This window comes from Citrobacter sp. KH_055_1 (genome assembly GCF_057838705.1).
On the sequence record NZ_CM174473.1, the window covers coordinates 3,225,060 to 3,240,195 of the forward strand.

A 15,136-nucleotide genomic window follows, 5' to 3' on the forward strand; every position below is an offset into this window, starting at 1 on the left:
GGCAGACCGTAGGCCTGATAAGACGCATCAGCGTCGCCATCAGGCAATTTGCTACAGAAATTCAGGCAACAATTTCAACAGCGTTCCTTGCGCTAACAGCTCGGTCGCACACTCGATATCCGGAGCGAAAAAACGGTCCTGGGTATAATGTGAAACCTGTTCGCGCAAGGCCTGACGCGCCTGTTCCAGCAGCGGGCTTGAGGTCAGTCCTTCACGTAAATCGATCCCCTGACAGGCCGCCAGCCACTCCACGGCTATCACACCGCGCGTATTTGCCGCCATCTCCCACAGTCGGCGACCAGCCGCAGGTGCCATGGAAACATGATCTTCCTGGTTGGCCGACGTGGGCAGGCTGTCTACGCTGTGCGGGTGCGCCAGCGCTTTGTTTTCACTGGCCAGTGCGGCGGCAGTGACCTGCGCAATCATAAAGCCAGAGTTAACCCCACCATTTTTGACCAGGAATGGCGGCAACTGCGACATGTGTTTATCCATCATCAGCGCAATACGCCGCTCTGATAGCGCACCAATTTCCGCGATCGCCAGCGCCAGATTATCCGCCGCCATCGCCACCGGCTCGGCATGGAAGTTACCGCCGGAAATCACATCCCCTTCTTCGGCAAACACCAGCGGGTTGTCCGACACAGCGTTGGCTTCAACTAACAGTACGTCCATCACCTGGCGCATTTGCGTCAGGCACGCGCCCATCACCTGCGGCTGACAGCGCAGGGAATACGGATCCTGCACTTTTTCACAGTTATGATGGGATTGCGACAGCGCACTGGCGTCGGTCAGCACATGACGATACAACATAGCGGCGTCAATCTGCCCGCGCTGTCCGCGCGCGGCATGAATGCGAGGGTCAAACGGACGACGTGAGCCCAGCACCGCTTCGGTCGTCAGCGCGCCGCACACCGTCGCTGAAGCAAACAGCTCCTGGGCTTCAATCAACCCACGCAGGGCAAAGGCGGTGGACGCCTGAGTCCCGTTCAGCAGCGCCAGCCCCTCTTTTGCCTCCAGCGTAATCGGCTCCAGTCCGGCTTTTTTCAGTGCCTGCGTCGCCGGGAGCCATTCCCCCTGCCAGCGTGCTTTCCCCTCACCTAGCAAAGTCAGCGACATGTGCGCCAGCGGGGCCAGATCGCCCGATGCGCCGACAGAACCTTTCGCTGGGATCAGCGGGTAAACTTCGGCGTTCACCAGCGCAATTAACGCTTCAATCACGCTCAGGCGAATACCGGAGAAACCGCGCGCCAGGCTGTTGATTTTCAGCACCATGATCAGACGCACCATGGCATCATCCAGCGCGTTGCCAACGCCAGCAGCATGTGAAAGCACCAGCGAGCGCTGAAGATTTTGCAGATCTTCCGTGGCGATACGGGTCTGGGCCAGCAGGCCAAATCCCGTATTGATGCCGTAGGCCGTTCGCCCTTCGGCAACAATATTATTCACGCAGGCCACGCTGGCGTTGATGGCATCAACCGCGCTGGGGTCCAGACTCAGTTGTACCGGCTGCTGCCAGATCTCCCGTAGCTGCGTAAAACTCAGATGACCTGGTGTTAACGTAAGCTTAGTCATTTCAGTCTTTCCCCTGCGTCCCGGCAATCATCGGTAAATTCAATCCTTGCTCAACGGCACATTCCACCGCGATGTCATACCCGGCGTCTGCGTGACGCATGACGCCCGTGGCCGGATCGTTATGCAGAACCCGAGCAATACGCGCGGCGGCTTCATCGGTGCCGTCACACACAATCACCATCCCCGCATGTTGCGAGAAGCCCATGCCGACCCCGCCGCCGTGGTGCAGCGACACCCAGGTTGCCCCGCTGGCGGTATTGAGCAGCGCGTTAAGCAGCGGCCAGTCGGACACGGCGTCAGAACCGTCGCGCATGGCTTCGGTTTCACGGTTTGGGCTGGCAACAGAGCCAGAGTCCAGATGGTCACGTCCAATGACGATAGGCGCGGAGACTTCACCGCTGCGCACCATTTCGTTAAACGCCAGCCCCAGCTTTTGCCGCCACTCCAGACCAACCCAGCAGATACGGGCTGGCAAGCCCTGGAAGTTAATCCGCTCACGTGCCATATCCAGCCAGTGGTGCAGGTGTTTATCGTCGGCAACAATTTCTTTTACTTTGGCATCGGTCTTATAAATATCCTGCGGATCGCCGGAAAGCGCCACCCAGCGGAAGGGACCAATGCCGCGACAGAACAGTGGACGAATATAGGCGGGTACAAAGCCAGGGAAATCAAAGGCATTTTCCACGCCCATCTCTTTGGCCATCTGGCGAATGTTATTACCGTAATCAAACGTCGGCACACCCATTTTGCTAAAGTCCAGCATTGCCTGTACGTGTGTGGCCATGGAACGTTTCGCCGCCTGCACCGTACCCTGCGGATCGGATACCGCTTTTGCCTGGTACTCTTCCCAGCTCCAGCCGGACGGCAGATAACCGTGTAGCGGGTCATGAGCGCTGGTCTGATCGGTGACCATATCCGGACGCACACCACGCTTCACCAGTTCCGGAACAACGTCGGCCGCGTTCGCGCACAGCGCAATAGAAACGGCTTTACCCTCACGGGTGTATTTGTCGATACGCGCCAGCGCGTCATCCAGCGTTGTGGCCTGCTCATCCACATAGCGGGTACGCAAACGGAAATCGATACGGCTTTGCTGACATTCAATGTTAAGCGAACACGCGCCCGCCAGCGTCGCGGCTAACGGCTGCGCCCCGCCCATTCCGCCAAGACCAGCGGTCAGTACCCAGCGTCCACTCAGGCTACCCTGATAATGTTGACGTCCGGCTTCAACGAAGGTTTCATACGTCCCCTGCACAATGCCCTGACTGCCGATATAAATCCAGCTCCCGGCGGTCATCTGGCCGTACATCGCCAACCCTTTCGCATCCAGTTCGTTGAAGTGTTCCCAGGTCGCCCAGTGCGGGACCAGGTTGGAGTTGGCAATCAGCACGCGCGGCGCATTGTCGTGGGTTTTGAAGACGCCGACTGGTTTACCCGACTGGACCAGCAGCGTTTCATCGGCCTCCAGTTTGGTCAGCGCCTTGACGATGGCGTCATAGCATTCCCAGTCACGCGCGGCGCGACCGATCCCGCCGTACACCACCAGCTCATGGGGATTTTCCGCCACATCAGGATCGAGATTGTTCATTAACATGCGCAGCGGCGCTTCGGTCAGCCAGCTTTTGGCCGTTAAGGTGGTGCCGCGTGGGGCACGAATATCCTGCTGACGATACTTGCTGTGAGACATGACGGAAACTCCTCGCGAACGTTCGGATAGATAAATAATATATACTTGTCTATACAAGTTGCCGCAAGGGTGGTTTTAACAATTAAGATACATTTTTATTATATTGCGTCAGCAATCACGGTTTTCATGTCGGGATCAGGACATGAAGCGCCCTTGCAGACGATAGCGGGAACCCGGAAAAAGCAAACGAGCATGAGAGACAATGGATGACGCGGACCAGGTCTTGCGACGGATCAGCAGGCAGGGATCGTGTTCTTTAATGTTCAGCAGCGCGCACTCTTCCGCGCTGGCACGAACCGCTTCGACAATATGCTCGCCTTCGGTCAACGGGGCGATCAGCGACAGATAGGCGTGCGGCGTGGTCTGACTGTAATCCTGTGTCAGGTACTCCGGCACAATCTCCGCATTGACGCAGCGATCTTCAATTTGTACAGGTAGGGAGTTTTCAAAGTGCACCATAATCGAGTGATAAATAAAGGTACCTTCTTTAACGTTCAGCGCCGTGGCCTGCTGCGCGTTCGCGCGTGTGCTTTCCAGCTTCAGCACCTCACACCGATGCTGATGCTGGCGGGCGATAATTTCATCGGCAATGCTGCGAATTTCAAACAACGCGGACTGACCTTTCGGCTCGGCGACAAACGTACCGACGCCCTGCAAACGCACCAGCAGCCCCTCGTCAGTAAGCTCACGCAGCGCCCGATTAATAGTCATACGGCTAAAACCATACTGCGCGACCAACTCCGCTTCCGACGGGATGCGATCGTGAGGTTGCCAGATACCGCTGGCAATCTTTTCACTGATCTCCTGTTTTACCTTTTCGTAAAAAGGTGCCGGGGCAGAACGGGAGTGGGATGGGAGCATGCGTTAGCCTTCCTTACGCTGAAAAATGAGAGTGGAAAAATGGCGGCGTAACGCTATTCGACACGTCAATGCCACCAGTGTGCGATTTGCCAGCCAAGACGCGCCGCAACGCGCGCCGCGTTGCCATCATCGTCAAAACGGGGATTAAATTCAACCATGTCTACCGCCTGCAGCTTACCGCAGCGGCACAGGGGCTCAATCAGCCTCAGCAGCGTCGACAACGGCACGCCCAGCGCGGCGGGCGCGGACACAGCGGGCATTTCCCAGACCGGTAGAACGTCGAGGTCGATGGTCAGATAGATGACGTCTACGCTGGAGATAAACTGCGCCATCTGTGCCTGCGCGTTTTGACAGTGCAGATCCTCCACCACTGTAACCCCAAGCCGCTGCGCTTCATCCCACAGCGCCTGGGTGTTAGCCGCCCGGTTAACACCAAAGCAGGCGTAATGAAATTCACGCTGCTGCACGTCGCAAAGCTGCGCCAACTGGCGAAACGGCGTACCGGAGGTGGCCCGATCGGCATGGCGTAAGTCGAGGTGGGCATCGAGATTGACGATGCCCACGGTTAAGCGTGGGAACGCATCCAGCACACCTGCACCGTGGGCAAAGGCGGTTTCGTGCCCGCCCCCCAGCACGAAAGTGCGCATCTCAGCCTGCTGACAACGCTGTACCGCATGGCGTAACGCCTGCTGCGCCCCTTCGAGATCGGGGGCTTGCGCCACAATGTTGCCCAGATCCACTAGCCGGTCATGGCCTTGGTGGCTGGCTAAATTCGCCAGCGCTTTACGCAGTGCATCAGGTGCGCCAGCCGCCCCCGTGCGTCCCTGATTACGCTTTACGCCTTCATCGCAGGCGAATCCCAGCAGCGCTATCTGTTCACGATAGTTTTCCGGGCTAAACGCTGCACTGAGCGTGATGGTCTGAAACAGCCGCAGCGCGTTGGGTGACTCAGCGCGATCATCGCGACCTTGCCAAAGCGCGGGAGATGCGGGATGCCAGTGACTCATGATGGTTGTCCTCGGAATACGCGTTGATACAGCGGGTTGCGGCCAGGTTCATACAGGATCTCAACCGGAAGGTGGGCGTCCCACACCACAAAGTCCGCCACGAACCCAGCCTTCAATTGCCCATGGGTCGCCTGACGACCAAGGGCTTGCGCCGCATGACGCGTGACGCCCGCCCACGCTTCTTCCGGCGTTAAGCCAAGCTGCACGCAGGCCATGTTCATCGCCCAGTGCAAACTGATAAACGGACTGGTACCAGGGTTGAAATCCGTCGCCACCGCCATTGGCACGTTATATTGACGTAGCCACTCCACCGGCGGGCGCTGTTTCTCTTTAAGAAAATAAAAGGCCCCGGGTAGCAGGACCCCTACCGTGCCGCTGTGGCTCATCGCCGCCACGCCCGCTTCATCAAGATATTCAATATGATCGGCCGATAATCCGTGATAGCGACTCACCAACTGCGCGCCACCGAGCAACGACAGCTGTTCAACGTGGCCCTTAACCGGAATGCCCAACGCCTGAGCGGCCTGAAATACCCGTTCACTTTGCGCCAGGCTAAACCCAACGCTTTCACAAAACAGGTCGACAGTCTCAAACAGTCCCTGTTCCCACAGCTGCGGCAAAATGGTCTCGCACACCAGCGTAATATAGCCGTCAGGATCGTCACGGTATTCCGCCGGTGTCGCGTGCGCGGCCAGCAGCGTGGGGCTAATTTCAAGGGTATTTTCCGCCGCCAGCGCAGAGACCACGCGCAAAATTTTCTCTTCTGTCGCCAAATCCAGACCATAGCCTGATTTCACTTCCAGCAACGTGACGCCTTCTTTTATCAGCCGTTCCATGCGCGCGCGCGCCACGGCAAGGAGCTGATCGTCAGATGCGCGGCGGGTCGCCGACACGGTGGCGTTTATGCCCCCCCCCTGGGCGCTGATTTGCTGGTAAGACACACCATTCAGCCGCTGCTCCCACTCGCCTGCACGATTTCCGCCAAAAACCAGATGCGTGTGGCAATCAATCAAACCTGGCGTAACCAGCCGACCCTGCATATCAAAGGTATTGTCATGTGTGCGGTATAACGAGGATTCAGGCACGATAGCGCGAATCTTGCCCTGTCGAATAATCAGCGCGTGACCGTCCACCAGCCCATACGGGGTATTACATTCAGGATCCATGGTCGCCAGGCGGACATTACGCCAGATGGCATCATCAGGGAAAAATTGCTGCATTCCACTCACCACTTGTCATAGGTTGTATAGACATTTATTGAGATCCTGCGGATGTTGTCAACCTGAAGGGCGATAATTGTTATTTAATTGTGATATCAGGACGTTCTGCATCCGACATTGCTGCTATAAAAAACAACTTTTTACCTTTTCGCCTTTCCGTTTCGCTCAACTTAGTATAAAAAAGCAGGCTTCAATGGATAAATTTCAAAGCCCGGAGCAACCTGTGAACATTTCATCAGTTTCCCGTCTGGCGCTGGTAATGGCTTTTGGCGTGACGCTGACCGCCTGTAGCGCAACCTCGCCCGATCAAATTCCTTCCGACCAGACCGCGCCAGGCACCTCCTCGCGCCCGATTCTGTCGGCAAATGAAGCCAGCAATTTTGTCGCGGCTCATTATTTTTCTGCACTGACGCCAAACACCGCGCCGTGGTCCCCTTCTGCGATTTCTCTGCCCGCACAGCCTGATTTTGTTGTCGGCCCGGCAGGGACTCAGGGCGTCACCCACACCACCATTCAGGCGGCGGTGGATGCAGCAATCATTAAACGCACCAACAAGCGTCAATATATTGCGATCATGCCGGGTGAATATCAGGGCACGGTTTATATCCCGGCAGCAACGGGCAGCCTGACGCTGTACGGCATGGGCGAAAAACCGCTTGATGTGAAAATTGGCCAGGCAATTGACGGAGAGATGAGCACCGCTGACTGGCGTCGTACGGTCAACCCAGGCGGCAAATATATGCCGGGTAAACCTGCGTGGTATATGTTTGATAATTGCCAGAGCAAGCGCGGTACCAACATTGGCGTACTGTGTTCTGCGGTCGTCTGGTCACAAAACAACGGTCTGCAGTTACAGAACCTGACCATCGAAAACAACCTCGGCGACAGCGTGGATGCAGGTAACCATCCGGCCATTGCTCTGCGTACCGATGGCGATAAAGTACAGATCAACAACGTCAACATTCTGGGTCGTCAGAACACCTTCTTCGTAACCAACAGCGGTGTACAAAACCGTCTGGAAAACGATCGTCAACCGCGTACGCTGGTGACAAACAGCTACATTGAAGGCGATGTGGATATTGTTTCTGGTCGCGGCGCGGTGGTATTCGAAAACACCGATTTCCGCGTCGTCAATTCTCGCACCCAGCAGGAAGCCTACGTGTTCGCACCTGCCACGCTGTCGAACATTTATTACGGTTTCCTTGCCGTCAACAGCCGCTTTACGGCTGCCGGTGATGGCGTGGCGCAGTTAGGCCGCTCACTGGATGTCGATGCTAATACCAACGGTCAGGTGGTGATCCGCGACAGCGTGATCAACGAAGGCTTTAACATGGCGAAGCCATGGGGTGACAGCGTAATCGGTAAGCATCCGTTTACCGGCAACACCGGTGCGGAAGACGACAAAGGTGAAATCCAGCGTAACCTGAACGACACCAACTTTAACCGCATGTGGGAATACAACAACCGCGGTGTGGGTAGCAAAGTGGTTGCCGAGCCGAAGCAGTAAACGTCATTCTCTTATGTAGGCCCGGTAAGCGCATGCGCCACCGGGCAATGTGCCGGATGGCGACGAAAACCGCCATCCGGCCTACAGTAAGCCTTACATCAAACGCGCTTTATTCGCGTTAATCAAACTTCCTGCCTTGATGATTTCACGCTCTTCCGCCGTCAGACTTTCCATATACAGGCTAATTTCACTGACCGAGCCATTCTCATACAGTACGTATGCGGTAATCTCGCGACTGCATGCGTCCAGCGCGCGGCGAATACCGGGAATGTAAATATAATCACCCACCTCGAAAGACGGCTTCCCGCTCATTTGCAGCGGCAGCATCCCCCAGTTGATGACGTTGGAACGGTAACGCTTGGTGGCATATTCCTCTGTGATATTCGCCAGCCCACCTATCACGCGCTGGCAGCTTGCCGCCTGCTCACGCGCGGAACCATCTCCCGGTTTGACGGCATAAATCATGCTGCCAATCCCCGTTTCCAGTGGCACAACATCTTCCTGACCGGCAATCTGACGAATACGGTCGAAGATGGGTGACAATGCGCTGTTTACACCACCAGCCCGTCGCTGTTTTTCCAGCTCAGCAGTAGCTTTACTCCTCCCCACGTAACCGGGATCCCGCCGTGAAAGCGTAAATTCCGCCAACCCTAAAGGATTTGAGCGATAGGACGACGTCTCTCCTGATGGAATCAGCTCGTCGGTCGTGGTCACTTCATCAAGAATTTTCGAGGCGACCTTCAACAAAATATTATCAGTCAGTGCACCCAGCTCCGGCCAGTCTTTAATATTGGGACCATAGATTAACGCCTGCTGCGTGGCACCTTTCACAAAGCCCTGATACACAAGACTTTTATAAGGCGCAGGATCAAATGCATAGGCCGGAATTTCGTCCCAACAGTCCAGGTCGGTTGCCGGGGTCAGGAATCCGCCGTTTACCGCCGTTGCGGCTATGGAACGCGCGTCCATCAGCGCCACGGCTGACATTTGCCCGTTGCCCGGCTTCGAGCCTTCGCGGTTAGGGAAATTACGTGTGGTATGGCGAATGCTCAGCCCGTTATTGACTGGTGTGTCACCCGCACCGAAGCAAGGGCCACAGAACGCAGTTCGGATAATGGCACCCGCGCCCATCAAATCCGCCACCACGCCTTTCTTCGCTAAGTCCATAAACACCGGCTGTGATGAGGGGTAGACCGCCAGCGAGAAGGTGTCGCTACCGCAGGATTGACCGCGTAGCGCACTGGCGGCGGCAATCACGTTTTCGTAGTTGCCGCCCGAGCACCCGGCAATGATCCCCTGCTGTACTTTTAAACGCCCATTCTCAACTTTGTCGAGCAGTGAGAGGCTGGCTTTCCCTTGCGCGATACGCGCAGATTCAATTTCGATCCCGCGAAGAATATCGGTGAGATTCTCATTGAGGGTGTCAATTTCATAGACATTGCTGGGGTGGAAAGGCAGCGCGATCATTGGCTTGATGGCGCTCAGATCAACATAAATACAGCCATCGTAATACGCCATCGGCTGCGGGTTCAGCAGGCGATAGTCTTGCTCACGGCCATGTAGCGCCAGCCAACTGCGAGTTTCGTCATCCGTTTGCCAGACGGAGCTCAGACAGGTGGTTTCTGTCGTCATCACATCAACGCTGTTGCGAAAATCTGTGGAGAGAGACTTAATACCCGGACCGACAAACTCCATCACTTTATTTTTGACGTAGCCGTTTTTAAACACCGCGCCGATAATAGCTAGCGCGACATCCTGCGGCCCCACGCCAGGTGCCGGTTTTCCGGTCAGATAGACCGCAACAACGTCAGGATAATCAACATCCCAGGTATCGTTTAACAGTTGCTTGACCAGCTCGCCGCCACCTTCACCGACTGCCATTGTGCCCAGTGCGCCATAGCGCGTATGGCTGTCTGAGCCGAGGATCATTTTTCCGCCACCGGCCATCATCTCACGCATATATTGATGGATCACCGCAATATGTGGAGGCACAAAAATGCCCCCATAGCGTTGCGCCGCGGACAGCCCGAACAGATGATCGTCACCGTTAATGGTCCCGCCTACCGCACATAATGCGTTATGGCAGTTGGTCAACACGTAAGGCAACGGGAAACGCTCCATGCCTGAGGCTTTCGCTGTCTGAATAATGCCGACAAAGGTAATATCGTGTGACGCTAATGAGTCAAACTTAATTTTAAGCTTGTTCATATCTCCCGACGTATTGTGTGCCGACAGAATCGACCAGGCGATAGTCCCTTTTTTCGCGTGATCTTTTTCGATATGCCCGGAACAATGTTCCTCGGTTAACAGTTCATTGTTTTCGGAGAGAAAGACGCCTTTCTCATATAATTTAATCATCACATACTCCATGGTACAACGCCCGCACAAATACCGTGCACAAAGGCATTGTTAATCAATAAATTTAATAGGCTGAAGATTGACGTGTTATTTACAACATATTCCAGTCAATCAACATGCTCCACCACCATACGCCCAGGGTGATATGCACAATAAAAGTTAAGAATGTCAGCATGCCGCCAACCAGCCACCACGATTTAATGTCGTTATAGCCCACACCGAAAATAACCGGACCCGCCGCGCCGCCATAATGGGTTACCATTCCGCCATATGAGTTAGAGAACAGTAATGCCAGAGCCGTTAACATCAGTGGTGCACCAGAGACATTCGCTAACATGGCAAAGACGGGCATCATCGCCACAATATAAGCGCTACCGGAAGCGAAGAAATAGCGGACAATAATACTCAGGAACAAAATAACGAAGAAGGCTACATTGCTATGATTGTCAAAAGAGAGGTTATTTTTGAACAGTTCAGCTAACCAGTCAAAAAACTTCACTTTCGATAATAAAGAACTCAGGCCAATAATTCCGCCGTACCAAATTAAGGTATTCCAGCCCCCTTTATTTTTTACCACATCATCCCAGGTCACTACGCCCAAGAGGAGCATCGCGCCCATCACTACAATGGCCACCGTTGATTCATCAACGCCGAGGCTTTTACTGAAGATCCACCCTAATAGTGCAAGAACAAAAATGCCCAACAGCATTTTTTCTCGCCCTTTCATCGGCCCCAGTTCCTGGAGCCCGGCTTTGGCGATGGTTTTGTTATCCACTTTGGTAATTTCAGGCGGATACATAAAGTAGATAACTAACGGAGTCAGGAGCAACATCACAATACCAGGTAAACTCGCCGCCAGCGCCCATCCGCCCCAACTTAACTGCAGGTGACAGATATCGTTAATCATTTTCAATGCCAGGATGTTGCCTGCCATGGCGGTAAAAAACATATAGCTGGTGGTTTTGGTGACCATATAGACCGTCATCATCAGGTAGTGGCCAACACGGCGTGGGCTTCTGTCTGGTTCAGACCCCAATGCCACCGCCACGCTATTGATGATTGGCAGCACAATCCCTCCCGCTCGCGCGGTGTTAGATGGTGTTGCTGGCGCCAAAACCAGGTCCAGAAAAACAGTGACGTAGCCTAGCCCCAGTGTGGTATTCCCGATTTTGCCGATCAAAATATAGGCAATGCGCTTGCCCAGACCGGTAGTCACAAACGCGGCACTTAGCGTAAATGCAGAGAAAACCAGCCACGTGGTGCCTGACGCATAACCGCTGAGAACGCTGCTGGTTTTTAGTACGCCGTGACCTAAATTACCGACCACGACCATTGATGCCGCGACGGCAATCAACAACACTACCGGCTCAGGAAAAGGTTTGATCACCAACCCGACAATAGCGGCAAGATAAATACCGAAAAGAACCCAGGCCAGTTCCGTTAATCCTGCTGGCGCAGGAATAATGCCAATAATACAGGGGATCGCCAATATAACGATTAGCTTCCATAATGATTTCACATTCATGTGGTATTCCTGATTTATACGTACAGGCAATCTCGCGAAATAAATCCAGTATCCGCGATGCATAACCGTTTTAATTAACGTTATGCGGGAAGGTAAACCTCACCAGAAAATATTTTCCGGGCGGTGCGAATCACCGAGGCACGAATAGCCGTAGCATCATCACTTTCATTACTCAAATAAATATCCAGTGAGCCACCGGGGTGTTCAATGCTGATATTTCCATACCCTACCCCCGGTGCTACCTGCTGAGTTACCGTCCCAGCAATCACGCAACTGCTGGCAATGGCAATAGCGCCAGTGATCGCCAGCGCTTTATGGCAAGCGTGAGGCATAAAATAGCGCACAGTAATTGCACCACTCTGCTGCGGCGCTGAAATAAGGATAGGTTTAGGAATGACCATATTGGAAACATCCCCTAACCCCATAGCCAGCCCTGCCTGACAGCGAATAGATTCCATGCGTGCTAATAATTCTGAGTCAGCATCCAGTTCCTCCGGTGATTCATAACCGGTTTTGCCCAGATATTCAGCGGGAATAATCACCACCGGTGTCGCCATATCCATACAGGTCACCGGAACGGCATCAAAACAATCACGATGGTTCCCCGTTGGGAAAATACGTCCTGTTTTAGACCCCGCGGCATTCAGGAACGTGAGTGCTACAGGCGCTGACGTACCCGGTACGCCGTCTATTTTGACCGGGCCTTCATACTCAACAACACCTTGCGGCGTCTGCACATCGGCTTCAATAAACGTATTGGTGTTTATATTGCGAATCCGTACGCGCGTCGTCGGCGCTGTGGCGGCAATCAGCCCATTTTCGATGGCGAATCCCCCGACGGCGGAAAGCATATTGCCGCAATTTGGCGTGGTATCGACACGTTGTTCATGCACCAAAACCTGAGCAAATAAATAATCAATATCTGCCTGTGGGTCGGTTGAACGACTGATAATCGCCACTTTACTGGTTAGCGGATTGCCCCCACCAATACCGTCGATTTCCAGCGCATTCCCGGAACCCATAATTTTAATCAATACATCATCACGCTGCGTTTTCTCTTGTGGTAGATGTTCTGCTAATAAAAATGCGCCTCTGGAGGTTCCTCCACGCATCATAACGCAAGGTATTTTTTTCACGCCAATGCCCTCAACTATATTATTCATATTAAAGACAGGATTACATGCGTGAAATACGCTGGCTAATGACTTTGTTGTCGTGATTAGTGACTTTTTTTTATTAATTCAAGATTAACAATGGCAGGTAAACTGGTCGCTCTATCAGGACAGAACGTCCCTTAACCTTGTCTGGAGTCGGAATGAAACATGAATTATCGAGCATGAAAGCATTTGTCACGCTGGCAGAGTCCAATTCTTTTAACAATGCGGCTAAGTTACTTAATATTACGCAACCTGCATTAACACGTAGAATAAAGAAAATGGAAGAGTATTTACACACTCAACTATTTGAGAGAACAACCCGCAAAGTCACATTAACAAAAGCAGGCCAGTTGTTATTACCAGAGGCCCGTGAATTAATTAGAACCCTTGATGAAACAATCTTTAATATCAGCAAAATGAATACACATTATCACGGGATGGTGACGTTATCCTGTATCCCTACCGCCGTTTTCTATTTTTTACCGTTGGCGATCGGCAAATTTAATGAGCTATATCCCAATATTAAGGTGCGAATTATTGAACAAGGTACGAATAATTGTATGGAATCCGTGCTTTGCAACGAGGCTGATTTTGGCATAAACATGAACAACATCACAAATTCTTCCATTGAATTCACCCCACTGGTTAACGAACCCTTTGTTCTGGCATGTCGGCGCGATCATCCACTCGCCCATAAACAGCTGGTCGAATGGCAAGAACTGGTGAATTGCAAATTAATAGGCGTGCGTTCGTCGAGCGGTAACCGATTGCTGATTGAGCAACACCTGGCAGACAAACCGTGGAAGCTGGATTGGTTTTACGAGGTTCGCCATTTATCCACCTCGCTTGGCCTGGTGGAGGCTGGGCTGGGGGTTTCCGCGTTGCCAGGGTTGGCCATGCCGCACGCATCGCATCCAACGCTGATCGGCATCCCGCTGGTTGAGCCCGTGATTAGGCGCACGTTAGGCGTTATTCGGCGTAAAGATGCGGTGCTCTCTCCTCCCGCTGAACGCTTTTTTTCTCTGCTGTTAAATCTGTGGGCCGAAGAGAAGGACAACTTGTGGCGACCGATTTCCGATCTCCAGGGGAAACAGAGTGCCTGATGGCGGCTAATGCCTTATCAGGCCTACGAAGCGTGTGCTTATCGTAGGCCATTTGGCATAAAGTCTTAGTATGCGTTGATCACGACCCACATCGGGCCTTGTCCAACCGCATAGCGACCTTTCTCGGTCAGCAGTCCCTGCTCACCCGCAATGTCATACACCGCAATGTGGTGCGATTTCTGCCCGGCGGCAATCAGGTATTTTCCGCGGCTGTCGATATTAAAACCACGCGGCTGGGTTTCGGTAGGCTGGAAGCCCTCTTTGGTCAGCACGCTGCCGTCTTCTGACACGCTAAACACCGTAATCAGGCTGGCGGTACGGTCACAGGCATACAGATGACGACCATCAGGCGTGATATGAATATCTGCCGCCCAGCGGGTGTCGGAGAAATCAGCTGGCATCATATCCAGCGTTTGTACGCACTCAATTTTGCCGTGCGGATCGTTCAGTTCCCAGACATCAACCGAACTGTTCAGCTCATTGACGCAATAGGCGTACTGATGATTCGGATGGAACGCCATATGACGCGGTCCCGCGCCCTCTACGGTCGTCACCTCCGCCGGATCCTGTGCGATCAGCTTGCCATCATCACTGAGGCCAAATAGACAGATACGATCCTGCTTCAGTGCGGGAACCCACAGCGTGCGGTTATCCGGAGAGATATTGGCCGAGTGGCACCCGTCCATACCTTCTACTACGTCCACCAGCTCAACCGGTAGGCCATCCTCCAGACGCGTCACGCTCACGCTGCCTGCGTTGTACGATCCGACAAACACAAAACGACCTTGATGATCGGTCGAAATATGCGTCGGGCTGCCCGGCAGCGCAGATTCTGCGGCAAAGGTCAGCGCACCGTCATCCGGCGCAATACGGTAGGCCAGCACGCGAAACTCAGGACGCACGCCAACATACAGATAGCGCTTATCCGGGCTGACGACCATCGGCTGCACCTGACCCGGTACATCAACCACCTGCGTCAGCGTCAGTGAACCGTCGTGGTTCAGGCTCCAGACGTGGATCTGCTGACTTTCAGGGCTGGCGGTATAAACGGTTTGCTTCATGAATGCTCCTTTTACTTTTTGGCAAGTGGCTGCAATTGCCTGACACACGCCTAAGGTAGACGCTTTTAACGGTGAATG

General features: G+C 53.7%; 11 protein-coding genes. 2 read left to right on the forward strand and 9 right to left on the reverse strand.

What is annotated here, in order from left to right; translation table 11 throughout:
- Positions 1–51: 51 nt before the first annotated feature.
- The 5 genes from hutH to hutI form a co-directional block, all read right to left on the reverse strand.
- Complete coding sequence (gene hutH, locus AC3ITF_RS15285) at positions 52–1,572, reverse strand: histidine ammonia-lyase (protein ID WP_096757788.1); 1,521 nt, start codon at positions 1,570–1,572, stop codon at positions 52–54.
- A gap of 1 nt (position 1,573) precedes the next feature.
- Positions 1,574–3,259 carry a urocanate hydratase gene (hutU, locus tag AC3ITF_RS15290; protein WP_096757789.1) on the reverse strand — a complete coding sequence of 562 codons (1,686 nt, stop codon included), beginning with the start codon at positions 3,257–3,259 and terminating at the stop codon, positions 1,574–1,576.
- Between the two features lie 135 nt (positions 3,260–3,394).
- On the reverse strand, positions 3,395–4,120 hold the full coding sequence (locus tag AC3ITF_RS15295) for a histidine utilization repressor (protein WP_096757790.1): 726 nt from the start codon (positions 4,118–4,120) through the stop codon (positions 3,395–3,397).
- 65 nt (positions 4,121–4,185) lie between these two features.
- Positions 4,186–5,127 (reverse strand): formimidoylglutamase, encoded by a 942-nt coding sequence (gene hutG / locus AC3ITF_RS15300; protein WP_115259012.1) that lies wholly within the window; start codon positions 5,125–5,127, stop codon positions 4,186–4,188.
- Positions 5,124–6,347, reverse strand: coding sequence for an imidazolonepropionase (hutI, locus tag AC3ITF_RS15305; RefSeq protein WP_411508853.1), 1,224 nt, complete (start codon positions 6,345–6,347; stop codon positions 5,124–5,126). Before hutI ends, hutG begins: the two co-directional genes overlap by 4 nt.
- Positions 6,348–6,570: 223 nt before the next feature.
- Here hutI and AC3ITF_RS15310 point away from each other — a divergent pair, with 223 nt between their 5' ends.
- Positions 6,571–7,854: a putative acyl-CoA thioester hydrolase gene (locus tag AC3ITF_RS15310; RefSeq protein WP_182296414.1), complete on the forward strand. Its 1,284-nt coding sequence runs from the start codon at positions 6,571–6,573 to the stop codon at positions 7,852–7,854.
- A gap of 93 nt (positions 7,855–7,947) precedes the next feature.
- Here the strand turns inward: AC3ITF_RS15310 and AC3ITF_RS15315 are convergent, their stop codons facing one another.
- The 3 genes from AC3ITF_RS15315 to AC3ITF_RS15325 all read right to left on the reverse strand — a co-directional run bounded on the left by AC3ITF_RS15315 (position 7,948) and on the right by AC3ITF_RS15325 (position 12,873).
- Positions 7,948–10,212 carry a hydratase gene (locus AC3ITF_RS15315; RefSeq protein WP_489175810.1) on the reverse strand — a complete coding sequence of 755 codons (2,265 nt, stop codon included), beginning with the start codon at positions 10,210–10,212 and terminating at the stop codon, positions 7,948–7,950.
- A gap of 91 nt (positions 10,213–10,303) precedes the next feature.
- Entirely contained in the window at positions 10,304–11,737 is a 1,434-nt protein-coding gene (locus AC3ITF_RS15320) for an anion permease (protein WP_117341659.1), read from the reverse strand.
- Positions 11,738–11,817: 80 nt separating this feature from the next.
- Positions 11,818–12,873: a 4-oxalomesaconate tautomerase gene (locus AC3ITF_RS15325; protein ID WP_181490426.1), complete on the reverse strand. Its 1,056-nt coding sequence runs from the start codon at positions 12,871–12,873 to the stop codon at positions 11,818–11,820.
- 179 nt (positions 12,874–13,052) lie between these two features.
- On the opposite strand from AC3ITF_RS15325, the gene AC3ITF_RS15330 reads away from it, so the two are divergent.
- Positions 13,053–13,997 (forward strand): LysR family transcriptional regulator, encoded by a 945-nt coding sequence (locus tag AC3ITF_RS15330; protein WP_181625530.1) that lies wholly within the window; start codon positions 13,053–13,055, stop codon positions 13,995–13,997.
- Between the two features lie 65 nt (positions 13,998–14,062).
- Here the strand turns inward: AC3ITF_RS15330 and pgl are convergent, their stop codons facing one another.
- A complete protein-coding gene (gene pgl / locus AC3ITF_RS15335) occupies positions 14,063–15,058 on the reverse strand; it encodes a 6-phosphogluconolactonase (RefSeq protein WP_115259018.1) in 996 nt (331 codons plus the stop codon).
- Positions 15,059–15,136 lie beyond the last annotated feature (78 nt).